Origin of the sequence: Ruegeria sp. HKCCA4812 (assembly GCF_013034245.1) — a bacterium.
Taxonomy (GTDB): domain Bacteria; phylum Pseudomonadota; class Alphaproteobacteria; order Rhodobacterales; family Rhodobacteraceae; genus Ruegeria.
In genome coordinates this window covers 458,944-481,493 of sequence record NZ_WQFQ01000001.1, presented here as the reverse complement: position 1 = coordinate 481,493, position 22,550 = coordinate 458,944, and the positions used below count along the sequence as shown (strand labels likewise).

General features: G+C 60.6%; 26 protein-coding genes. 7 read left to right on the top strand and 19 right to left on the bottom strand.

The genetic code is table 11. From position 1 onward, the window contains the following. The first annotated feature begins 6 nt into the window (after window positions 1-6). The 3 genes from GOW04_RS02420 to GOW04_RS02410 all read left to right on the top strand — a co-directional run bounded on the left by GOW04_RS02420 (window position 7) and on the right by GOW04_RS02410 (window position 3,093). On the top strand, window positions 7-1,368 hold the full coding sequence (locus tag GOW04_RS02420; protein ID WP_171231441.1) for a pyruvate dehydrogenase complex E1 component subunit beta: 1,362 nt from the start codon (window positions 7-9) through the stop codon (window positions 1,366-1,368). Window positions 1,369-1,382: 14 nt separating this feature from the next. After that, window positions 1,383-2,696 (top strand): pyruvate dehydrogenase complex dihydrolipoamide acetyltransferase, encoded by a 1,314-nt coding sequence (locus GOW04_RS02415; RefSeq protein WP_171231440.1) that lies wholly within the window; start codon window positions 1,383-1,385, stop codon window positions 2,694-2,696. 226 nt (window positions 2,697-2,922) lie between these two features. Then, window positions 2,923-3,093, top strand: coding sequence for a hypothetical protein (locus GOW04_RS02410; protein WP_171231439.1), 171 nt, complete (start codon window positions 2,923-2,925; stop codon window positions 3,091-3,093). 4 nt (window positions 3,094-3,097) lie between these two features. On the opposite strand, the gene cysE is transcribed toward GOW04_RS02410, so the two are convergent. After that, a complete protein-coding gene (cysE, locus tag GOW04_RS02405; protein ID WP_152458304.1) occupies window positions 3,098-3,907 on the bottom strand; it encodes a serine O-acetyltransferase in 810 nt (269 codons plus the stop codon). Between the two features lie 83 nt (window positions 3,908-3,990). On the opposite strand from cysE, the gene GOW04_RS02400 reads away from it, so the two are divergent. After that, entirely contained in the window at window positions 3,991-4,329 is a 339-nt protein-coding gene (locus GOW04_RS02400) for a TraR/DksA C4-type zinc finger protein (protein ID WP_171231438.1), read from the top strand. Here GOW04_RS02400 and GOW04_RS02395 read toward each other — a convergent pair. From GOW04_RS02395 to GOW04_RS02315, 16 genes are all read right to left on the bottom strand, one after another. Further along, entirely contained in the window at window positions 4,310-4,606 is a 297-nt protein-coding gene (locus tag GOW04_RS02395; protein ID WP_152458306.1) for a hypothetical protein, read from the bottom strand. The two genes, GOW04_RS02400 and GOW04_RS02395, sit on opposite strands and share 20 nt — an antisense overlap. Further along, window positions 4,606-8,721, bottom strand: a complete 4,116-nt coding sequence (locus tag GOW04_RS21855; RefSeq protein WP_254430050.1) for a glycoside hydrolase/phage tail family protein — start codon at window positions 8,719-8,721, stop codon at window positions 4,606-4,608. The genes GOW04_RS02395 and GOW04_RS21855 overlap by 1 nt, the downstream gene beginning before the upstream one ends. Further along, complete coding sequence (locus GOW04_RS02380; protein ID WP_171231437.1) at window positions 8,721-9,167, bottom strand: NlpC/P60 family protein; 447 nt, start codon at window positions 9,165-9,167, stop codon at window positions 8,721-8,723. The genes GOW04_RS21855 and GOW04_RS02380 overlap by 1 nt, the downstream gene beginning before the upstream one ends. Beyond that, window positions 9,164-10,051 (bottom strand): DUF2163 domain-containing protein, encoded by an 888-nt coding sequence (locus GOW04_RS02375; RefSeq protein ID WP_171231436.1) that lies wholly within the window; start codon window positions 10,049-10,051, stop codon window positions 9,164-9,166. Before GOW04_RS02375 ends, GOW04_RS02380 begins: the two co-directional genes overlap by 4 nt. Continuing rightward, window positions 10,051-10,683: a DUF2460 domain-containing protein gene (locus GOW04_RS02370; RefSeq protein WP_171231435.1), complete on the bottom strand. Its 633-nt coding sequence runs from the start codon at window positions 10,681-10,683 to the stop codon at window positions 10,051-10,053. The genes GOW04_RS02375 and GOW04_RS02370 overlap by 1 nt, the downstream gene beginning before the upstream one ends. A gap of 15 nt (window positions 10,684-10,698) precedes the next feature. Further along, complete coding sequence (locus GOW04_RS02365; protein WP_171231434.1) at window positions 10,699-11,361, bottom strand: phage tail tape measure protein; 663 nt, start codon at window positions 11,359-11,361, stop codon at window positions 10,699-10,701. Beyond that, entirely contained in the window at window positions 11,348-11,557 is a 210-nt protein-coding gene (locus tag GOW04_RS02360) for a rcc01693 family protein (RefSeq protein WP_152458311.1), read from the bottom strand. Before GOW04_RS02360 ends, GOW04_RS02365 begins: the two co-directional genes overlap by 14 nt. Further along, a complete protein-coding gene (locus GOW04_RS02355; RefSeq protein WP_152458312.1) occupies window positions 11,554-11,874 on the bottom strand; it encodes a gene transfer agent family protein in 321 nt (106 codons plus the stop codon). Before GOW04_RS02355 ends, GOW04_RS02360 begins: the two co-directional genes overlap by 4 nt. Before the next feature lie 4 nt (window positions 11,875-11,878). After that, window positions 11,879-12,292: a phage major tail protein, TP901-1 family gene (locus GOW04_RS02350; RefSeq protein WP_170343937.1), complete on the bottom strand. Its 414-nt coding sequence runs from the start codon at window positions 12,290-12,292 to the stop codon at window positions 11,879-11,881. Window positions 12,293-12,312: 20 nt separating this feature from the next. Continuing rightward, window positions 12,313-12,726 carry a DUF3168 domain-containing protein gene (locus GOW04_RS02345; protein WP_171231433.1) on the bottom strand — a complete coding sequence of 138 codons (414 nt, stop codon included), beginning with the start codon at window positions 12,724-12,726 and terminating at the stop codon, window positions 12,313-12,315. Continuing rightward, window positions 12,723-13,061 (bottom strand): phage head closure protein, encoded by a 339-nt coding sequence (locus GOW04_RS02340; protein WP_171231432.1) that lies wholly within the window; start codon window positions 13,059-13,061, stop codon window positions 12,723-12,725. The genes GOW04_RS02345 and GOW04_RS02340 overlap by 4 nt, the downstream gene beginning before the upstream one ends. Beyond that, window positions 13,058-13,657, bottom strand: coding sequence for a head-tail connector protein (locus GOW04_RS02335; protein WP_171115395.1), 600 nt, complete (start codon window positions 13,655-13,657; stop codon window positions 13,058-13,060). Before GOW04_RS02335 ends, GOW04_RS02340 begins: the two co-directional genes overlap by 4 nt. A 170-nt stretch (window positions 13,658-13,827) precedes the next feature. After that, window positions 13,828-15,006 (bottom strand): phage major capsid protein, encoded by a 1,179-nt coding sequence (locus tag GOW04_RS02330; RefSeq protein WP_171231431.1) that lies wholly within the window; start codon window positions 15,004-15,006, stop codon window positions 13,828-13,830. Window positions 15,007-15,040: 34 nt separating this feature from the next. After that, window positions 15,041-15,586, bottom strand: a complete 546-nt coding sequence (locus GOW04_RS02325) for an HK97 family phage prohead protease (protein ID WP_171231430.1) — start codon at window positions 15,584-15,586, stop codon at window positions 15,041-15,043. Between the two features lie 26 nt (window positions 15,587-15,612). Beyond that, entirely contained in the window at window positions 15,613-15,831 is a 219-nt protein-coding gene (locus GOW04_RS02320) for a hypothetical protein (RefSeq protein ID WP_171231429.1), read from the bottom strand. Beyond that, window positions 15,824-16,984, bottom strand: a complete 1,161-nt coding sequence (locus tag GOW04_RS02315) for a phage portal protein (RefSeq protein ID WP_171231428.1) — start codon at window positions 16,982-16,984, stop codon at window positions 15,824-15,826. Before GOW04_RS02315 ends, GOW04_RS02320 begins: the two co-directional genes overlap by 8 nt. Before the next feature lie 179 nt (window positions 16,985-17,163). Between GOW04_RS02315 and GOW04_RS02310 the strand changes: the two genes are divergently transcribed. Next, window positions 17,164-18,132 carry a cation transporter gene (locus tag GOW04_RS02310; protein WP_171231427.1) on the top strand — a complete coding sequence of 323 codons (969 nt, stop codon included), beginning with the start codon at window positions 17,164-17,166 and terminating at the stop codon, window positions 18,130-18,132. A 19-nt stretch (window positions 18,133-18,151) separates the two neighbouring features. Here GOW04_RS02310 and GOW04_RS02305 read toward each other — a convergent pair whose 3' ends face one another. Next, window positions 18,152-19,495, bottom strand: a complete 1,344-nt coding sequence (locus GOW04_RS02305) for a DNA-packaging protein (protein WP_371814365.1) — start codon at window positions 19,493-19,495, stop codon at window positions 18,152-18,154. A 479-nt stretch (window positions 19,496-19,974) separates the two neighbouring features. Further along, window positions 19,975-20,352, bottom strand: a complete 378-nt coding sequence (locus tag GOW04_RS02300) for a VOC family protein (protein ID WP_171204959.1) — start codon at window positions 20,350-20,352, stop codon at window positions 19,975-19,977. 39 nt (window positions 20,353-20,391) lie between these two features. Between GOW04_RS02300 and GOW04_RS02295 the strand changes: the two genes are divergently transcribed. Then, window positions 20,392-20,928: a winged helix-turn-helix transcriptional regulator gene (locus GOW04_RS02295; protein ID WP_171204960.1), complete on the top strand. Its 537-nt coding sequence runs from the start codon at window positions 20,392-20,394 to the stop codon at window positions 20,926-20,928. Window positions 20,929-21,254: 326 nt separating this feature from the next. Beyond that, window positions 21,255-22,520 carry a DEAD/DEAH box helicase gene (locus tag GOW04_RS02290; protein ID WP_171231426.1) on the top strand — a complete coding sequence of 422 codons (1,266 nt, stop codon included), beginning with the start codon at window positions 21,255-21,257 and terminating at the stop codon, window positions 22,518-22,520. The last annotated feature ends 30 nt before the right edge of the window (window positions 22,521-22,550 follow it).

Below are 22,550 nucleotides of genomic sequence, written 5' to 3'. Positions count from 1 at the left end.
TAAGACATGGCAACCGAAATTTTCATGCCCGCCCTTTCGCCCACGATGGAAGAGGGCACGCTGGCCAAATGGCTGGTCAAGGAAGGCGACACCGTATCAAGCGGTGACATCCTGGCCGAAATCGAGACCGACAAGGCGACAATGGAATTTGAAGCTGTCGACGAGGGCATCGTCGGCAAGATCCTGATCGCCGAAGGCACCGAAGGGGTCAAAGTGAACACCCCGATTGCGGTTCTGGTCGAGGAAGGCGAAGACGCGTCGGCCGTGACCGCAGCTGCACCCGCAGCCGCAGCGGTGGCCGAAGCCGCCCCTGCGGCGGTCGAGGCCCCCGCTCCTGCCGCTGCGCCGGTGGTCGACCTGTCGCCCGACTGGCCGGCAGATGCCGAGATGAAATCCGAAACCGTTCGCGAAGCTCTGCGTGACGCGATGGCCGAAGAAATGCGCAACGACGAAGACGTCTATCTGATGGGCGAGGAAGTCGCGGAGTATCAGGGCGCATACAAGATTTCCCAGGGTCTGCTGGACGAATTCGGTCCCAAGCGCGTGATCGATACACCAATCACCGAACATGGTTTCGCCGGTATCGCCGTCGGGTCGGCCTTTGGCGGGCTGAAACCGATCGTCGAGTTCATGACGTTCAACTTCGCGATGCAGGCGATCGACCAGATCATCAACTCGGCCGCCAAAACGCTGTACATGTCTGGCGGTCAGATGGGTTGTCCGATCGTGTTCCGCGGCCCCAACGGCGCCGCCGCGCGCGTGGCTGCCCAGCACAGCCAGGACTATGCCGCCTGGTACATGCAGATCCCCGGCCTGAAGGTGGTGATGCCCTATTCGGCAGCCGACGCCAAAGGTCTGCTGAAATCGGCCATCCGCGACCCCAACCCGGTGATCTTCCTGGAAAACGAAATCCTCTATGGTCGCACTTTCGACATGCCGCAGGTCGATGACCTGACCGTGCCGCTGGGCAAGGCGCGCATCTGGCGCGAAGGCTCGGACGTGACCATCGTCAGCTTCGGCATCGGCATGCAATACGCGCTGGAAGCCGCCGACAGGCTGGCCGAAGAAGGCATTAGCGCCGAGGTCATCGATCTGCGCACCATCCGTCCGATGGATACCGGTGCGATCATAAACTCGGTGATGAAGACCAACCGTCTGGTGACTGTGGAAGAGGGCTGGCCGCAAGGTTCGGTCGGCAGTTACATCTCATCCGTCGTGATGCAGGAAGCATTCGATTATCTCGACGCGCCGGTCATCAACTGCACCGGCAAGGATGTTCCGATGCCCTACGCCGCGAACCTCGAAAAGCTGGCCCTGATCACTACGGACGAGGTGATCGAAGCCGTGAAACAAGTGACCTACCGGTAAGGAGCGACAGACAGATGCCCACCGAAATTCTGATGCCCGCCCTTTCACCGACCATGGAGGAAGGCACGCTTGCAAAATGGCTGGTCAAGGAAGGCGACACCGTCTCCTCCGGCGATTTGCTAGCCGAGATCGAAACCGACAAGGCCACGATGGAGTTCGAAGCCGTCGATGAAGGCATCGTCGGCAAAATCCTGATCCCCGAAGGCACCGAAGGGGTCAAAGTCAATACCGCCATCGCGATTTTGCTGGAAGATGGCGAAAGCGCCGATGACATCGCCGCGGCCCCGGCCAAGACCCCGGAGGCTGCCCCCGCAGCCGACGCGGGCAACGAGGCCGCCGCCCCTGCGGCGTCCGAAGCGCCCGCCCCTGCCCCTGCGCCGGCCGCTCCGGTCAAGGCGGATGGCGGTCGTATCTTTGCTTCCCCTCTAGCCCGACGGATCGCTGCGCAGAAAGGCCTCGATCTGGCACAGATCACAGGCTCTGGCCCGCATGGTCGCATCGTCAAGGCGGATGTCGAGGGCGCGACGGCCACTGCGACGCCCCCTGCCCCGGCAGCCGCCGCGGCCGCGCCTGCGACCGCACCGGCGGCGGCCTCTGGACCGTCCGCCGATATGGTCGCGCGGATGTATGATGGCCGCGAGTACGAAGAAATTCAGCTCGACGGGATGCGCAAAACCATCGCTGCGCGACTGGGCGAGGCCAAACAGACCATCCCGCATTTCTACCTGCGCCGTGACATCAAGCTGGATGCGCTGCTGAAGTTCCGCAGCCAGTTAAACAAGCAGTTGGAAGGCCGTGGCGTGAAGTTGAGCGTGAACGACTTCATCATCAAGGCCGTCGCCAACGCGCTTCAGCAGGTTCCGGCCTGCAACGCCGTCTGGGCGGGCGACCGCGTGCTGCAACTCAAGCCTTCGGACGTGGCCGTAGCGGTCGCGATCGAGGGCGGGTTGTTCACCCCGGTTCTTCAGGACGCCGACATGAAATCTCTGTCGGCGCTTTCGACCGAGATGAAGGATCTCGCCGCCCGCGCCCGCGAGCGCAAGCTGGCACCGCACGAGTATCAGGGCGGCACGTTTGCCATCTCGAACCTCGGTATGTTTGGCATCGATAATTTCGACGCCATCGTGAACCCGCCTCATGCCGGCATTCTGGCGGTGGGTACCGGCGTGAAAAAGCCCGTTGTCGGGGATGATGGAGAACTGACGGTGGCGACCGTAATGTCTGTTACCATGTCCGTCGATCACCGCGTCATCGACGGCGCGCTGGGGGCAGAACTGCTCAAGGCTATTGTCGACAACCTGGAAAACCCGATGGTCATGCTGGCCTGACGACCCGAATGATGCCCGTGCCCCGGACAGCCGGAGCGCGGGCAGCCTCAAGTGTTTGCACTGAATTGAACTTGCGTGATCGGGGCACCGATTGCCCGATGCATCCAAACGCCCCACTTCCTTCCTTTAGTAGCAGACGGAAGGCAGGTGCGCGATGCTCTCAAGAAATCTCATTCTCTGCCTGACTGTTTTGGCGATACCCGCAGCCACGGCACCTGAATGTGCCATGGCAAAGCCCAACGGCTATCCGGGTGAGCATTCAAAGTTCAAGCCAAACGATCCGGCCGCGATTGCCCGGCACAAAGCCGCACAGGACAGACGGCAGGAGCTTCGCAAACAAAAACGGGAAGAACGGCGGCGCAAGCGGTTGGACAAACGCGCCAACCGCTCTCGCTGAACTGTTACTGATCCTTACCCAGCATATGATCCATCGAGATCGAAGGCTGGTCGCACCCGGCTTCCCCCACGATCTTGGCGGGGATACCGGCGACGGTCTTGCAGGGCGGCACCTCTTGCAGCACCACCGAACCGGCCGCGATGCGGCTGCAATGGCCAATGGTGATATTGCCCAGCACCTTGGCCCCGGCTCCGATCAGAACACCGTCTCCGATTTTTGGATGACGGTCTTCTTCTTCCTTTCCGGTTCCGCCCAGTGTCACCGAGTGCAGCATCGACACGTTGTCACCCACCACTGCCGTCTCGCCAATCACGATGGAATGGGCATGGTCAATCATGATGCCCTTGCCGATTTTGGCTGCCGGGTGAATGTCGATCCCGAAAATTTCGGATGAGCGCATCTGGAAGAAATAGGCCAGATCATAGCGCCCCTTGCGCCACAACCAATGGGCCACGCGATATGCCTGCATGGCCTGGTACCCTTTGAAATACAGGATCGGCTGCAACAGCCGATGACAGGCCGGGTCACGTTCGTAAACGGCCATAAGGTCCGCCCGAGCAGCTTCGAGCAGACCCGGATCGTCGGCATATGCCTCATCCACGATTTCACGCAGAACCATCATCGACATTTCGTTCGAGCACAGCTTCGCCGCCACTCGATATGAAAGCGCGCGTTCAAGGCTGCGGTGATGCAGGATACAGGCGTGCACGAGCCCCCCCATGAGGGGCTCTTTCTCGACGGCCGCATGGGCCTCGGATGTGATACGGGTCCAGACCGGATCAACCGGTGTCACATGGCTGCGCTTTTCGAACATGGCTTTGATCCTTTGCTGCGCCTAGAATGCCATTTAGTGGCAAAAAGACCAAACGCAAACCCATGATCGGTCATGTAACGAAAATGAATGAGTCAGAGCGCACCCATTTCGAAACACGAATTCGCGAGCGATTGGCGGAATTGCAGCAGATGTCAGCGTCGGGGCAGCAGGCTCAGGCTGTTGTCGAGCTGGATCAACAGGCCGTTGGACGGCTGAGCCGCATGGATGCGCTGCAAAATCAGGCCATGGCCAAGGCACAGCAGGCCAATCGCGATGTGGAAACACGCCGGCTTCTGGCCGCATTGGAACGGCTTGACGACGGCGAGTTCGGATATTGCGAAGACTGCGGAGAGCGCATTCCGGATGGGCGGCTGAATCTGGATCTGGCTGCCAGCAAATGCGTCAGCTGCGCGTCCGGCTAGCCTGAAATCTGGCAAGCTGGTGCAGAACCATCTCAAAACACTGGCAATATTGCAGATCGTCAAACCCGGGTTCATCGGCCAGGGCCCTGTTTCGCGCAACGGCCATGAGAGAACCATTGCCGTAAACCGGGTGGAGCTTGCCCGTGCGCTCCAAATGCCTGTCGGCCAATTCCGCCTCGTGGATCATCCGCACACACAAAGCCCCCCTGTCCGGCTGCGGCACGGCCAGCAAGGCGCGCGCCGCAGCACTGACATCCCCATGCAGAACCGGCCGCATCAGGCAGCTTGCCCAACCGCAAGACGCGACCAAGCACCCGGTCCGAATACAGCAGATACCTGGGCCACTTCGACCTCATAGCCCCCGGACAGACCATCCGCCGCTTTCATGGCAGTCGAATAAGTCCACCTTGGTTCGGATATCAGTTCTTCGCGCAGAACGGTTCCAACCGAAATGACACGGACCAGGTAGGATTCGCTTTCTTCGCCCAGGGGAATCTCCAGCCCCGACCAGTCATCCGCATCCGTTCGGGCACGTCGGATCCACGTAAGCTCATCCCCGGCGGTACCAGACCGAACCCGCATGTGCACAGGCGCATAGGGGCGCAATCCGTTGCCTGCAAACGAGGCAATCAGGTGTTGATAGGACGGGTCATCATAGCCGCGGGTCGCAGGCCCAATGCGATAATGTTTGGCAAGACGCCTTTCGTTTCGCAGCAGGCTGATCTGTTGCACCCTGTCATTCAGCAGCACGAATACCGATCCATCCGGCCAGACATCAGGCATCAAGGCGTCTGTTCCCAGTTGACCCCTGAGCCGCCCGGACAACGCGTATACATCCGGGGTCTCGAGCGCCGCGTCAGCGAACTGAAAAACCTCCCAGTTACCGGGTGTTCCGTCACCGATTGCAGCCAGATTGACGCCATTCATCACCGAGCTGCGCGGGCGGGATTCCAACTGACCTGCAAGCAGTTTGACCTTCAAGGCAGAGCCCTCATCCCAGACACCGACACTGGCGCGGCTCAGCGGTGTTTCGGTCACGCCGACCACTGCCCGCTGGGCAATGACGTCGCTCAGGCGATAGCCATCGTCACTGGACGAGGAATAGACCGTTGCCGCCCCGGGCCATGGATCTCCGGTAACGGCCAGATAAGGCGCATGAGGGGCCTCGGCCCCCGTGATCAAGGGCAGATCCAGAAAAACCGGCAGCACGGGGACCGGCGCCGCATATGGTTTGAGCGTTGCCGGGTCGTCATTCAATTCGGACGCTTTGTACACGCCCTGTTCAATCCGGACCGCTTCAACAAGTTGCAAGTCGGCGGATTCCAACCGGTCGATCCGGTACACCGGCCCGGTTTCAGCATCTGTCAAACGAACCAGATCCCCTGCCCCCAGGTGCATTTGAGACGGCGGAAGCGCAAACCGAACCGTATCGCGGGAAACTCTGGCTTCGCTCAACCAACGTTCGGCCGTTTGCCGCCCTTCGGCGCGGGTCATGGACAGAGGCATCTCATTCACGGATACGGAATGGGTGCGATCATCGGGCAAAACCGCCTCTTCCGCGACGACATCATGATCCGCGTCCGACTGAACAAAGCGCAGACGAACGCGCCCGGTCATTTCGGCCTCGGCCTCGCGCCGGTGTTCAACCGTGCCCTCAAGATCGCTACTGATCGCCAGATGGTCGGGGTTCAAGGCAACCGCGCCGTACCCGTCGCGCATCTGGAACTTCAACACTCCATCCCTTTCGATCGCATCAAACCCATAGCGCAGCATCAGCGGCTGCAAGGCGGAACGAGCGTTCGTCACGTCTTCGATGACATACCCGCGGACCACACCGTACAGACCAGAGACGTCTATATCCGTGACACCTGCACCGTGGCAGATTTCGGTCACCACGGAGGCCAACGTGCGAGACCCGGACCGACCGTTCAGCCAGTGCCCTCTGGGATAGTTCTCGCCATCGTCCCACTGGCTTTTCAGGTTCGGAAAGGTCGGAAACGGACGGGTATCCCATGCCCAGACATAAGCGTTTGCCATGTCCAGCATCGGCGCGCCGTAGATGTCCGAGCTCGGATTGACCTTCGGATCGCTCCAATAGCCAAGCATCGCCGTCAGATACTGAACCTGAATGAAGTCGTCGCGCAGCCCGTTTGAATACGCGGGCAACAGCGATTCCGATGACTTCGGGTCCAGGAATTTGTTCGGCTGGTTCGTGCCCTTGTCGATTGCCGCACACCCCAACTCGGTGAACCAGATCGGTTTCGATCCGGGCACCCAATCGGTCGGGTTGGGTTGACGCATACCTCCGATCCGTTCGTGATGCGAATTCGACCACCAGTTGCGCAGGTCCTTGTATCTCCAGATCCACGGCTCGTCATACCCCTGATCTTTGATCGTAGTCCTGATCTGCGCTTCCGCCTCTTCCGGAGAGGCGTAGTACCAGTCATACCCTTCACCGCCTTCGATATTGCTGCGAAGATACCCCAGGTCGTAAATCGAAGGCGCGCCGGCCTCGGCGTCCAGATGATGTTCACCGTCACGCCAATCGGACAACGGCATGTAGTTGTCGATGCCGATGAAATCGATGTTGTCGTCCGCCCAAAGAGGGTCGAGGTGAAAATACCTGTCGCTGGTGCCCTTTGGCTGGTATCCGAAGTACTCGCTCCAATCCGCTGCATAGCCGATTTTCGTGTCCGGCCCCAGAATCTGACGCACCTCGGCCGCCAAGGCGCGAAGCTGCGCAACGGCCGGAAAGCCCGAAGCCCCCCTGATCTGCGTCAGGCCACGCATCTCGGACGAGATGCAGAACGACGAAACGCCGCCGGCAGCCTTGCACAGCATGGCATAGTGCAGAATGAAACGCCGCAGGCTCCATTCCTGAGGGCCGGAATATGTGATGATTTCTTTGGCCGTGACACCGCTGTCCCCCAGCAGCCCGCCAAAGGTACCGCCCCCGGAGACCCAAGTTAAACCGGTATCCCCTCTGTCGTCAGGCCGACCACCCGGTCTGGGCCTGACCAGACCACCCGAGCCACCGCCGGTGCCGCCCGATCCGTTCGTATCCTGACTGATCGCAAAATCCTGTGCCCGTGCTGATCCAAAGAACGCAGCGACCTGTGCATCGGCCGATGCCGTCTGGTCCACAGAACCCGGACGCCCCGGCGCCACATCCAGGGTGATCCGCCCACGCCATGGCAGGTGAGGCTGACTTGACGCATCCGACCAGGGATCAGGCAGCCCGTTCCCCGGCAATTGCTCCATCAGGATGAAGGGGTAAAACATCACCCGTTTGCCGGATTGGTTCAGATGGCGGATCGCCTCGACCACGGCCGCATCGGCCGGAGTCCCCCCATAGACCGGGCGGCCGTTCTGTCGCACCACAAGCCCGGCGTCGCTTCGGGCCTGATCAGATACGATCCAGGGCATATCGCTGCTGTCGTTCTCACGCTGTTCGATCTTTGGCCGGATCTTGCAGTGTCCGCATCTCAGGTCATCACCGAACCACGACACCACCAATGATGCGGCATCGCAATTGGGCAACTCGCTTTCCAGCGCTCGGGTCGAGGAGACAAGATCCGAGGTGCCTGATGCGGAATGTGCGTTTGCAGGCCAGCTCTTGCCAGATTGTGAATAATTCACCTGAGAGCTGGCCAGAGCGTATTCTCCGGTCCCCGGTATCATGGCGACCCCGCGCACGATCTGAGGCAGTGCACTGCCATAATCGGGCATGTCCCGCTGCGTGGGGCGCACAACTTCAAATGAAAACTGCGGCACCCGGTTGCCAAAAGCGCCGAGCGGGAAGTCCTCGATCACGACATAGGCGGTTCCGCGATATGCTGGAACCGTTCCAGAGCCTTCAATCGCCTCGATCAGAGGGTCCGGCAACTGATCCCACGTGCCATGGTAAACCCGCATGTTGAGGCTGGATCGATCTTGTTCTTCTCCATCCGCCCAAATCCGCGCGACATCGGCAATCTCACCGGCGCCGACCGCAATCGCCAGCGAAATCGAGTAACTGTACGTGACGGTAGTCACCTCAGGGGTCTTGGGTTTCCCCTTGCCCCCGCCGCCGCCACCCTCTGTGGTGGTCGTCTGGGTCTCCAGAAAATCCGAAGCCCAAATGACCTGACCACCCACACGCATACGGCCAAACACGGTGGTCACCGGCGCACCTTCGCCGGTTTCCGTCAACCGAAACCGATCCATGCGGCCGGTTTCAACGACTTCACTGCCGCTGCCCATAACGGACTGGTTAAAGAACTTCTGATCAAGGACCCGCCCGACCGTCGCACCGACGGCCCGACCGATAATCGCGGTTGAAAGGCCCGCAACCGTGCCCCCGATCGAACCGCCCAGCGCGGCCCCGGCTGCAGAAAGAAGAATAGTGGCCATCAATGCATCTCCATCGGGAATTCGAAACAGGAAACGATACGGCGGTACCAGGGCCTGCTCAGTGCGTTCTCCACGACGCCGTGGCCGAAATACGCGTGAATAAAGCGGGGCTCGGGGTGCGTGGTACTGACGATGCCCAGATGCTTGGCGACGCTTGCGTCGCGCATCCGAAACAGCAGAACATCCCCCGATGCCATTTTGCCTATTGGTTTTTCGACCAGATGCCGCCTGGCAGCCACCCACATCCGTTCCTCACCCTGCGGTTCGGACCAGTCCATGCTGTAGGCCGGAACAGATTCAGGTTCCCGCCCGATCACGGCGCGCCAAACGCCGCGCAACAGGCCCAGACAATCCGCACCGGCACCTTTGACCGAGGCCTGATGCATATAAGGCGTTCCAAGCCAATTGCGCGCCTCTGTCACAATATCCTCTCTACGTATCGTCATCGTAAGCTGCCTCCGCTATTGGCTTTGCTTTTCTTGGGAACAGCCATGACCCAGTCTTCGCCCGGAAGATCTGGAAAACCTTGAAAATTCAGAAAGTTGTTGAACTTGAACTGGCAGGTTTCCATGCGTTTGTCGCATCCTGCCCGCAGTTTCACACTGTCGCCGATCGCCAGGCTTGCCCCGAAACCGGACCAAAGCGTGATCTCGCGCCCGGTTGCCGTCTGCCTGTCGTTCTTGATCGAAGACCACAACCCCTTGGCAGATCCGGACAAAACATCCACGCGTCCCCGTTCGAACCAGCCTTCTTCAATGGTCTGACCTCCTGCAACATGCAAAAGGGTGCCGCCATCGAAACCCGAGATCACACCGTCGAACCAATACCCTGGCGTGTCGGTGTTGAACCGGCAGGCCCGATCCCCCAACACAGCCGTGCAAGGCTTTTGGTAAACGCGCCCCAAGGGGCGGTTCAGCAAGTCGGTCAGGCCACGCAATTCCGCATGGAACGCGCCGCCAGAGCGGCGCAACTCACCGATTGAACCACGGAACTGAAGGACGCGCTGATCCAGATCTGCCCAATTGACCAACCAGGCCCGCACTTCGGCCCCGTCAAAACGCCCCGCTTCGATATCCTCGTCGCGAATGGCCGCGTCAGACAGGGCGCCCATCGCTTCCGTGTTGTCGATGGACAGGCCGGTGGCCTGCTCGATGGCGGCGGCCGTCAGGCCGGTGTTGGCCTTGAAGGTCAACCCGTCAAAACTCAGCTCCATGTCGTGGTCGGTGAAACCGTATTCCTGCCCGTCCGTGCGTTTGATCGCCCAACAGCGGCAGACCGTTGTCAACCCGCTTTGCAGATGCGCGTGCAGACCCTTAATATCTTCAGCCATCAGATGCGCACCTCGACCACTGGAACATTCGGTACGTCTCCGGCCTGAAAACTGGCAACACTGGTCTGGATTTTGTCGGTGTCAAAACGCACCGGCACATCAAACTCAAAACCCGCAGTGATATCGACCTCTTCCGGCGGCGGGTCCGCAAACGTGACCCTGCCCGTCGTCAGATCAACGTCAAAATCCACGCCCTCGCGGACCTCATCCTGATCCAGCCCCAGACGCACCGTCCCCAATACCGGTTTCACGATGGGGCGCGCATAGCTTGCTCCGCCCGAATGGTAGGTCTTGATCAACTGGAACTCGGTGCGTGTTCCGTCGCCTTTGGCGATCACCTGATCTCCGAAATTGATGTCCGCCGTGGCCTTGCCGGATTTGAAATCCGACCAGTCTTTCCAGCGAAAGCCGAAAATCTGACCCTGCCGCGCTTCGAAGAACGAAATCAGTGTCTCGATATCGTCCAGCGAACGCATCCCCAACCCCGCATCATATCGGCGACGCGAATGGGCCCAGGGGGTGTTGCGCTCTTCAAAACCATTGGCCAGCGTCACGATGTCCGTGCGCCGTTCCGGCCCCCCGACCGAGCCAAAGCTCAGGCTGGCGGGAAATCTCACCTCGTGGAAATTCATCAGCTGCTCCCTGATTTACCTGTTGCGATTGCCGCGCCCCAGCGCGCGGCTCATCTGGGCCGCAATCTGCCCCTGAGAGCGGCGGAACCCCTGCACGTCCGGTGTTGAAATGTTCATCACCACATTCACGGCAGGCCCGGCGCCCTGCGTCCGCACGCCCAGCTTGCCATCGGCCCCGCGCGCAAGCGGCATGATCGCCTCTGGCCCGGCTTCTCCCATCAGCCCGGTGCCGCCGCGCATGGGAAACATGGTCGGGCCGCTGACCACACCGCCATTGGCGAAGGGCATCACCCGGCCCTGGCTGAAGCTGCCGCCATCGGCAAAGGGCAGAATTCCCTTCACCAACCCGCCGACCGTGTTGGCCAGCATGCCGCCAAAGTGGTCCGTCACCGGCTTGATCGCAGCCGCATAAGCCGTTTGGATCAACGAGTTCCTCAGGATATCCAACGCACCGGAAAGGCTCATCCCATCCAGAACGACACCATCGAAGGCCTTGCGCAATCCACTGGACATGCCGCGCTCCAGCGTGGCGACATCCTTGCCGGTCTCTTCAAATGCGGCGCTGATGCGCTTCATCTGGCTGTCAAACGCCGCCGCCATAGTCGCAGCATCGCCGAGGGAATCGCCCAGCGCTTCGCCTCGTTCTTGCAGGTCCTCAAACCCGTCACGATCTGTCATCACGCTCTCCTTGTGTCTTGTCCGGATAGGCGGCCAGCAAAGCGTCCAACCCCGCCCGGTTCATTGCGGGCGCTCCGGAACCCTGCCCCAGCATCAGCCGCAGCTCTGCCGGGGTCAGACGCCAGAATTGATCCGGCGTCAGTCGCAGCCCCAGAAATCCGGCCCGCATCAGGGCAGGCCAGTCGAACCCGCTCATGCGCCCTCCGGCACCATGAAGGCGCGCGCCAACAATTCGGCTGCTGTTCTGGCGGCCGCCATGGGGCCGCCTTCGATCTCGGCATGCATCAGGTCGGCCCGGGCAATGTTCCAGCCACCGCCCCGCAAACCGGCAACGATCAGCGCCAGAACATCCGCACTGGAATACGCACCGCCCTCAAACCGCTGCACCAGCTCAACCAGCGACCCAGCATTCAGCTCCTGCTCCAGCTCCGCCAAAGCACCAAGCGTCAGTTTGAGCACCCGCTGCTCGCCATCGATGGTCAGCGCCACCTCGCCTGTCCACGGATTGGCCATCGGATCAAAGCGCCGTAAAGGTCAGAGCACCGGCACTAGCCATGCTCATCTCATAGGTCGCCTCACCGTTGTGCGAGCCCGCATATTCGATACTGGTCACCTGGAACGGGCCTTCTACAATCCCGAAATCAGGGATGATGACCTGAAAGGCCGGAGTTTCGCCATCAAAGAACAACTGCCGCGCGCGTTCATCCGTGCCAGCATCCTTGAACACGCCAGAGCCAGAGATCGAAGCCGATTTGACCCCCGCCCCGGACAAAAGCTCGCGCCATCCACCCTGGCTTTCCAGACTCGTGACATCCACACTTTCAGCATTGAAACTTATGCGCGTGGCCCGCAGCCCCGCGATGGTCTGGAACAGGCCGGTACCGTTCATATCCATTTTGACCAACAGGTCTTTTCCGTTCTGGGCAGCCATGTGCTCTCTCCGTTGATTGCTTAGTCATCTTCCACGCGGGCGCGGAACTTCAGGTCGATCTGGCGGATGGTGCCGCCGGTCCCGGTGCGCCGGGCCGAGGCCCGCTCGAACCACAGCCCCACCAAACGCCCGCGAACCAGGTTGAGTGGCGCATTTTCCAGCGCGCCACACACCGCGCCGGCCAGTGTTTTGGCAGCACCGAACCCTGCCTCCTGGGACACCACCGAAACGGTGAAGCGGTGTATCGCGCCCGCGCCTGTTCGGTCCGACGCGTCACGCACCTCTTCGGGGCCCAGCGTCACATAGGTCTGCGGCACGGTTCCCGCAGGTACGGCATCATAGATCGCGCCCCCCGATTGGCTGCTGACTGCTGCGTCCGCTGAAAGCTGTTGATACACGGCCGCCTGCAAAGCGGCGGAAACGCCATAGCTCATGCCGCCACCTCTTCATCTGCGAAACAGGTCAGGAACTTGCCGCGCGGATCATGCTCGGCCACGGCCCGGATTACGAAACAGCGATTTCCCTCGCGAAACCGCTGATCTGGCGCGGGGCGCATCGAAGACCCCATGGGCGCTCCGCGTACCACGATGCGGAACCCGACACGCGAAACGGACGCTCCGGCGATCTGCCGTTCGGCGCCACTGCGCGCCGTCACCTCGGCCCACAGTGTCCCCATCGCAGCCCATGTTTCGGTATAGCCCCCCGACCCATCAGCACTTCGCATTGGCGCCTCCAGCACCAGTTTACGGTTCAGATGCGGCGTATTCATTGCGATACCCCCGCCCCGAAACGCACCATGCGATAGCGCTGGATCAGGCTGGTGACACCAAAGGGCATACACCCAGCGCCCAATGAGGTTTCATCCCGGTATTCATAGTAATGCGCCGCCAGCAGCAGCACGGCTTGCCCAAGATCGGCAGGCAACCCGCCCCAATCCTGCGCCATCCCCGCGACAAACGAAATCTTTACGGAACCACCCGTTTCGATGGCAGGCAGGCTGGATCCCAATGGGCGGATCCGGGGCCGCTGACTATCATGCTCCAGGCGATAGGTCGCGGCGTCCGCAACTGTTTCGGCTCCTTGCTTGTCAGTCAGCGTCACGGCCTGAACTGAAACCACCGGGGCCACAGGCAGAACTTCGCCCGACGGGTCGCGCCACCTGTTCAAACTCCACGAGAAATCCCGTGTGATCAGAACCGTGCCAGTGCGCGCCTCGATCGCCGCGATGGCGGCTCGCAGGAACCCCTTCAACACTTCATTCTGCACATCATCTTCGGCAAAGCCCGTGCCCAACCTCAGATGCGCCTTGAACTGATCCACCGGCAGCGCCGCATCCGCGATGGCGGTCTCTTCGATCAACATCATCCACTCACTCCGCAATCTCGGACCCCTCCAGGGCCCCATCTTTGGAAATTGGCGGGCACGCGCCGCCCCACGTTGCTCGGACGGAGGGGAGCAGCTAGACAACGCAGAGGATCTCACTCCGGCCCGCGCCCGCCGTCCGAGGGGCCAGGGCCCCCCGGATTCAGCCCGCGTTAGGCGGTGCCGAATTTCACCAGCTTGATCGCAGCAAAGTCGCTGACATCGCCGCCGACGCGCTTGGTCGCGTAGAACAGGACATGTGGCTTGGCGCTGAACGGGTCGCGCAGCACGCGCAGATCAGGACGCTCGGCAATGGTGTAACCAGCCTGGAAGTCACCAAAGGCAATCGAGAAACTGTCGGTTGCCACATCCGGCATGTCCTCGGCGATCAGAACCGGATACCCCATCAGACGCGCCGGCTCACCTGCGGCCAAACCATCGGACCACAGGAAGCGGCCATCGCTGTCCTTCAGCTTGCGGATCACACCTGCGGTCTTCGAATTCATCACGAAGGTCCCGTTGACCCGGTACTGCGCGCCCAGCGCATAAACCACATCGACAATCGCATCCGCATCAATACCCGCATCAATACCGGTCGCGACATAGCCAAGGCTGCCCCAGGACCAGCCATCATTCGGAACCGCTCGGTGGATCATCAACCCCTTGGGCTTGTCGACGCCATCGCCGTTGATGAATGCGGCCGCCTCGGCGCTTGCAAACTTGTCGGCAATGCGCCCGGCCAGCCAGCCCTCGACGTCGAAGGCGCTGTCATCCAACAGACGCTGCGACGCTTTGGGCAGCGCGCTCAGCTCGTGCAGCGGGATCGAGATGCGATCGATCGACGGTGTTCCGGTTTCCGCTGTGGCCGAGTTTTCGTCAGCCCAGCCCGCACCTACATCGGTGTGATCGATCAGCACGTCGAACGAATTTGCCTCGACATTCACGACCGATGCAATCGAACGGATCGAGGCGGTCGAGTTCAAAACCGACTTGATCGTCTCGGCAGTCTGCGGATCAACCAGATAGCCACCATCGCTGTTGACCGCTGTTGACAGGGACTTGGCCTCCATCTCGAGGCCACGCAGCCCGTCATCTTCGCCGGACCGCACATAGGCGTCAAATGCCTTCTGATGCGGGGCTCCGTCTTCGATCGAAGCGGCAAGATGCGGGCGTACCGCGATTGTTGATTTACGATCCAGCATGGTCAGTCGCTCTTCTGTCTGTAGCAGTTTGGTATTAACTTCGGCTTTCAATCCCTTGAATTCATTCACGAAGCCAGCCATCGCCTGCTTCACCTCCTGAACCAGGGGCGCACCCTCTCCGGTCAAGGCCGGGGTTTCGGTCTTGCTCATCAGCATGTCCTGTTCTGAGTGGTTTTGAGGCGCGCTAGTTCCGCGCCAGCTCCTGCCGGGCATCGTTGAATACGTCGGCAATACAGCGCAGGGCTTCCTCGGCGTCAGGTGTCCTTCCCTTCGCCGCCACCCGCGCACTGGGCAGCATCGGGAAGGTCACCAATGACACCTCCCACAGCTCCAGTTCGGTCAGGACCCGCTGGCCCTTGTCATTCTTCACGGCCCGTTTGGTGCGGTAGCCGATCGACAGACCATCCATCGCACCTGCCCGGATCAATTCTGCCGCCTCGCGGCCCTTCTGCGTGCTCTCCAGCAGACGCCCCTTGACCCACAGGCCCTTGTCGTCCTCGCGTACTTCGTCCCACACGCCGATGGGCTGGGCCGGATCATGCTGCCACAGCATCTTGACGCGCTGACCCGCCCTGGCCAGCCTGTCAAGCGAACCCCGATAGGCGCCACGCTGCACCACGTCACTGCCCTGATCGACCTGCCCAAACAGGCTGGAATAGCCCTCGATTACCGCATCATCCGTAACCGACAAACCGTCACCGAACCTTGCGAACTTGTGCTCCAAATCCATGAACTTCTCCACGTAACCCATTGAAATCATGGCGATACCACCAAGAGAGATTGAAACGCCTGCGCCAGGATCACCGCCGCCACGCCATAAACCGTCAGCCACAGCCGACGCTCCAGCCGCTCCATCATCTCTTCGATCTGATCCAGACGCCGACACAGATGCGCATGCTGGATCTCGGCCACCCGTTCATGCGCGGCCAGACGCAGACCCGGCGCGCACTCGAACGAGGGATACCCCTCACCCATCCGCACGCTCCGGCAGGCCCAGCAAGGCGCGCTTCTCGGCGTTGGTCAGGAAGTCGGCCCCATTGACCCGCGCCCATTGCGCATCCCGTTCTGCGGACAGCGCAGGCACCTGATCCAGATCGGGCTTCAACATCAAATCCTCACCGGTAAAGCCCACCAGCCATTCCGACACCGCCGCCGCCACCCGCGTCACCAAGGGCAGAACGGTCAGACGATAGAACGCCCGGTTGGCCTCCTGATAGTTCGAATAGGTCGCGTCACCCTGAATCCCCAGCAGCATCGGCGGGACACCGAAGGCCAGCGCGATCTCGCGGGCGGCGGCTTCCTTGGTCTTTTGAAACTCCATATCGGACGGAGAGAACCCCATCGGCTTCCAATCCAGCCCCCCTTCCAGAACCATCGGACGGCCTGCATTGCGCGCCCCGCGATAGTTCGCCTCGATCTCGTCTGACAGGCGCCGGAACTGATCTTCGGCCATCACCCCGTGGCCATCGCCTTTCCAGACCAAAGCCCCCGAAGGCCGCGCCGCATTATCCAACAGCGACTTCGACCACCGCGACGCGCTGTTATGTACATCAATCGCCATCGCCGCCGCCTGCATCGGCGAGAACCCATAGTGGTCATCCTGAGGGTGGAACGATTTGATATGGCAGATGGCTTCCGCCGCAAACCGATGCTTCTTGCCGCCAACCGCATAGTCATACGCCTTGGGCCATCCATCCGCCCCCGGCACGACTCTCATCCGGTCCGAGCGCAACACATGCAGCTCGACCGGCAGGCCTTCCTCTGCCTGAACCGCCTCGACATAGGCATTGCCCGACAGCAGCAACTGCCCGAACAAGGCCTCCATCAACTCCGCTTGCGCCTGCGCCGCATTCGGACGACGCATCAGGGACAGGATCGGATGGGTATCAAACCGCTGCGCCGGATCCTGCAACACCAACGGCAAAGCCGCCGCCGCCTCGGCAATCAGCTTGACGGAACGAAACCCCACCGGGTTCCCTGAAAACCCCGTCCGCGTCAGCGACACCGCGTCCCTGGGGCTCCAGGCTACGCGCCCGCCCGTCTGCCACGCCACCAACGGCCCAGCCGCGCTTGCTTTTGCCTCGGGCGCCGCTTCAGCCGATCCACGACGCAAGAAATCGAATACCATCTGTGCTCCTTTCTGCCGCCGCTCTGCCCGGCTTGTTGAAAGGAGTTATGACGGAAAGAAGTTTAAGCCTCAGGAATGGGGCGTACGGGGGTTGGGCAACACGAACAAGCAAAGTGGGTGGCCAATTCCGAATGGATGGCTATTGGTAGAAGTACTGAAAGCAATCCGGGACCGATCGAATGACCCAGCCAGAATTGGCCATCAGAAAACGACTGGAAAGCCGCGCACTCGTAGTGGCAATGGGGGGAAATCTCTTCATGGGTGCCGCAGGAATCCTGGCCAGCATTCTATCGAATTCGAACGCGATCATGATGGACGGACTGTTCTCACTGATCGGTTTTACTTCAGCCGTTCTCGGCCGAAGGATCAGCCAACGAATTGATGCCGGACCCGACAAGCTACGACCGTTCGGCTATGCCGCAGACGAAGCCATCTTTTCAACACTCCGCTCTCTATCCCTGTTGGGTCTTGTGTTGTTTGCGATCACCAGCGCCCTCAAAAGCATCTACAACTATCTGAACGGCCTGCCCCCCGAGCCACTGAGCTTTGCGCCAATGATCCTCTATTTCTCAGGTATTGGGCTGACCTGCACCTTGCTCTGGGCCTTTCATCATTTCACCTGGCGTCGCATCGGACGAAACAGCGCAATCCTGCGACTGGAGGCCAAAGCGGCGCTTTTTGACGGGATGATCACTGCCGCGGCAGGCATCGGCTTGGCTGCCATCTACTATTTCAGGGAAGGACCACTTGCCTTGATCGCTCCGATCGGGGACTCCGTGATTGTCCTACTGCTTTGCCTGCTGGCCCTCGGGGCGTATATCCGTGAATTCAAAGGCGGATTGGGCGAGCTCGCAGGCTTAAGCGCCAGCCCCGCCACTATTGCGACCGCGCGCCGCGCCGTACGTGCAACTCTCATTGAAGATGGCGGGCGGATCCGGGATCTGTCTGTTACCAAACTGGGCCGATCCCATTTAGTGACTGTTTACTACGACCCATGTCGTTCCGTTTTCGCGCGCGAAATCGACCGCCTCAACCTGGATTTGATACGCGATATTCGAACCGTATTGGCCGGGGCTGACGTTCTGCTGATTGTCTCTGAACACCCCAGACGATGGCCAGATGAACTCGCCCCTGTCCAAAGCGCTTGATGTGTTTGCCGCACTGGGCTTACAAAATCCGCACCCTGGGTCGCCGATACGCCCCCGCAGGCCCCACGACCAACTCATGCAGCGCCCAGACCAGCGAGTCGACGCGGTCGGGCGAGCCCTGCCCCTCGAACCCGCGCGCGGTCATCTGGCACATCTGCTCCTCCAGCGCCTCCAGCCCGTCCACATGGAGCACCCGCCCCTGTTCGTACAGCGCCGCCACCGGCTCTGCCCGCGCCACCTTCCCGCGCGAGGCCCGCACCGCCCGGAACGGGACCAGAGGGTCCACCTGCCGCACCACCTCTTCCACCAGCTGCCCGCCCTGATTGACCTCGGCCACCAGCCGTTCTGCGCCAAACTCGTCCATCGCGTCAATTGCCGCCTGCGCCCAGCCCACCGGGCCAACGCCCTGCACCGTCCGATCAGCCAGCACATAGGCGCGCCAGTCCTCGGGCGGGCCTTGCAATTGCGCGCCCACCACCACGATCCCGCAGGCATCGGCGCTTGATCCCGCCGTCACCGCCGGGTCCAGCGCAACGACGATGCGATCCAGCTCGGGCATTGCCTCAACCCGCGCCGCATCCAGCATCGAGCCTGTCCACAACGCCCCTTCGGCATCGGCCAGCAACACCCCGTCCAGCTCCTGCCTCCCCAGACGCGTGCCCGCATAACGCGCACGCACCTCTTGCAGGAACGAGTCCGCCAGATTGGCCCGGTTTGCCTCGGTCGGCGCATGGGTCTGAACCGTGGACGGCGAGGCCAGCAGATCCTTCAGCACCTTCACGTTGCGCGGCGTCGTGGTTACGCAGACCCGCGGCCGCTCACCCAGCCGCAACGCGAATTGCAGCATGTCCCAGGTCTCGCCGGCCTTCTTCCACTTGGCCAACTCATCCACCCATGCCGCATCGAACTGAGGCCCCCTCAGACCCTCAGGATCATGCGCCGAAAAGGCCTGCGCCTCGGCCCCGTTGGGCCAGATCAGCTTGCGCTCGGATGCCTTCCACACCGGCCGACGATCCGGCGGCGAGCATTGCAAAATCCCGCTATCGCCAAAAATCATCACATCGCGTACCTGATCGAAGGTCTCACCAACCAAAGCCACCCGACAGGCCTTGCCCCCATCCAACGGCAAAGACCCCTCGACCATCGACCGTACCCACTCGGCCCCGGCGCGTGTTTTGCCCGCACCGCGTCCGCCCATGATCACCCAGGACCGCCAGTCGCCCTCGGGTGGCAGCTGATGCGGCAGCGCCCAGAATTCGAACAGGAAAGGGAGGGCACACAGCCCTCCCTCCCCGATCTCACTCAGAAATCTGTTCTGCACCGCAACAGGCACGGAGGCGAGCCAGCCTGCACCCGACTTCAAACCGAGCTCGGTGAAGATCGAGCGCGTACCCTCCTTGGGCAATTCCGGCTTGTCTGTGATGTTGTTCGACAAAGCTTGTCTCCACTTTCTGACAACTTCGGATCAGCCCCTCTAACTGCCCGAGTTGCTTGGCTGAACCAGCAAGATCTGCATCCTCCCCGGCTCCGATCTGTTTGCGCAGGTCTTCCGCCGCTTGCCGCAGATCGCGAATGGACCTCTCAAGCGACTGCAACAATTCAGCCGTCTGGGAAATCCGCTCTTCCGGGGTAATCAAAGTCATGTTTGCCTGTGACCTCATGCGTGAGTTTTCTCCGCACGAGAGAAGCAAAAAACGGCCACCGGGTCGCCCCGGGGCCGTTGCCCACTTCCTCTAGCATGTCACAACCTATACGGTATTAAGTGCTCAAAGTCAATGAGTTGCGCAACGTCGACGCAACACGCAGCGGTCGCTGTGTTGAGTTTTCCTTTACCTCTTACTCTCAGCTCTGGCCTGTCAAATCCTGCGCCAGCATCAGCGCATTCCTATCCGGATCATAAAACGTTGCCGTGCTGACCATACCCTCAATCGTGTCCGTTTCGCCGTCAAATTCCACACCCGCAAGTTCCAACTTTCCGCGCGCTTCCGCGATATCCGCGACTTCGAAGACAGGCACGCAATTCCCCGGAGAGGCTTCGGCCTGTTCGCCCAGTCCCAAAGTGACACGGTCGACATTGGTTCGCAATTCGCTCCATCCCGCTTCATCAATGTGGTGGATAAGCTCAAATCCCAGCTTGGCGGCGTACCATTCCGCACTGGCATGTCGATCCCGAACGGACATCGCAAGTGTGATGGTGTTTTTCAATGAAACGAGCGACATAAGGCTTTTCCTTTTTGAAAAATATATTTACTATACTTTATGGACATAAATACACTTGTCAAGCTGACATCGCGGGCTTGGTCCCTGAAAATTCTTGCCCTGCTGCACGCCAAAGTTCCGGGCCGGCAAGCCCCGCTTTTGGCAGCGACCGACGCAAGCCGAACGGCCTTTGCAGCCAGCCTTTCTCATCTTATTGAACTTGGAATGATCGAAAGAAACCCCGGACATGGGCACCCTCTGCGTCCAGAATTTCGACTTACGCCATTCGGAACCGAGGCTGCCACGATCGCCAGCAAGATAATTACTACCGCCCGCTCTGAGGATGAAATCAGACTGCTACGAAAATCCTGGACTGTGCCAGTTCTGGCGTTGACAGGTACCCCTCATCGTTTCTCGGCCATCAAATCAGGTCTTACGGTCATTACAGATCGGGCGCTGTCCTCATCCCTTCACCAATTGGAAGCACAAAACTGGATCCGACGCGACATTCACACTGCCGAGAGGATGCCATTTCCAACCTATCAGGCCGTGAATACTGGAATGGCGATCAACAGGGCCGTTGGTTTTACGCTGTAATTCAATGGCAGTCTGGTGCCGCGAACAGTGCCTTATTCGACTCAGTAGACCACCTGAAGGCTTGCCAGCGCTTGACATTTCATGGCGGAACCCTCATGTGCCCCACATCACAGCGCTGATGCGTGAGTTCAAGCGGACCTCGTCCGCCCCACAGCGCCAACTCATCATTCCAGTTCCCCATCACGCAGGGTTCTTGACGCGGCGGCCGGATGGCGCAGGATACGCCTGCTCGTCCCGAGGTCTCGCACAACCCCTGTCGGTCGCCAACGCGCGACCCTTCATGATCTGTCCCTGGGCCAACGCTCCGGGCTGCAAAGGATAGTTATTTGTTCGACTTTGATATGCTGGGCCTTGCCCCGGCACTGAACGAGGCACTCAAACGCGCCAATTTCACTCAACCCACCCCAATCCAGAACCAGGCGATTCCACTTGCTCTGAATGGTCACGACATTCTGGGACTGGCGCAAACCGGCACCGGAAAGACCTTGGCTTTTGGCCTGCCTCTGATCGATCACCTTCTGGCCCAACCCGGCAAGCCCGACCCGAAAACCGCCAAAGCACTGATCCTGGCGCCCACCCGCGAACTTGTGAATCAAATCGCCGACAGCCTCCGCACCTTGACGAAAGGCACCAAGCTGCGTGTGGCCACCGTTGTCGGTGGCCAATCGATCAACAAGCAGATAATGTTCCTTTCCCGTGGCACCGATATTCTGGTCGCCACACCGGGCCGCCTGATAGATCTGATGGAGCGGGGCGCGGTAAACCTCGGAGCGGTGCGCCATCTGGTGCTGGACGAAGCAGACCAGATGCTTGACCTGGGCTTTATCCATGCGCTGCGAAAAATCGCTCCGGCACTGGGCGCCCCACGCCAAACCATGTTGTTTTCGGCCACCATGCCGAAGCAGATGGAAGAGCTCAGCCGCGCTTACCTGACCAACCCGCAACGGGTGCAGGTCTCGCCTCCGGGCAAAGCCGCAGACAAGATTACGCAATCTCTGCACTTCGTCTCCAAACCCGGGAAACCAGCCAAGCTGCGTGAAATCCTGTCGAAGGACGTGGATGCCCTGACACTGGTCTTTACCCGCACCAAACATGGCGCGGAACGGCTGATGAAAGGGCTTGTGGCCGATGGCTACAACGCCGCATCCATCCACGGCAACAAAAGCCAGGGTCAGCGTGATCGCGCGATCAAGGCGTTCCGCGCGGGTGACATCAACATTCTGGTGGCCACCGACGTTGCCGCCCGAGGCATCGACATCCCGGGCGTCGCCTACGTGATCAACTTCGACCTGCCCGAGGTACCTGACAACTACGTCCACCGTATCGGGCGCACTGCCCGCGCAGGGCGCGAAGGCGAAGCCATCGCCTTCTGTTCCGCGGAAGAAGTTGATCTGCTGCGCCAGATTCAAAAGCTAATGAAGATCGAGATTCCAGTTGCCAGTGGCGCGATGCCCGAAGCTGTGCAACCTGAAAAACCGGCGCGCCGCCCGAACAACCCTCGCCGGGGGTTCAAACCCAAACCCGCCGACGCGGGGTCAAAACCCGCAGCAAACAAACGGCGTCGTCCACGCGGCAGACGTCCGGCGGCCTAAGATCGGAACACAAAAAAGCCAACGCCGGTT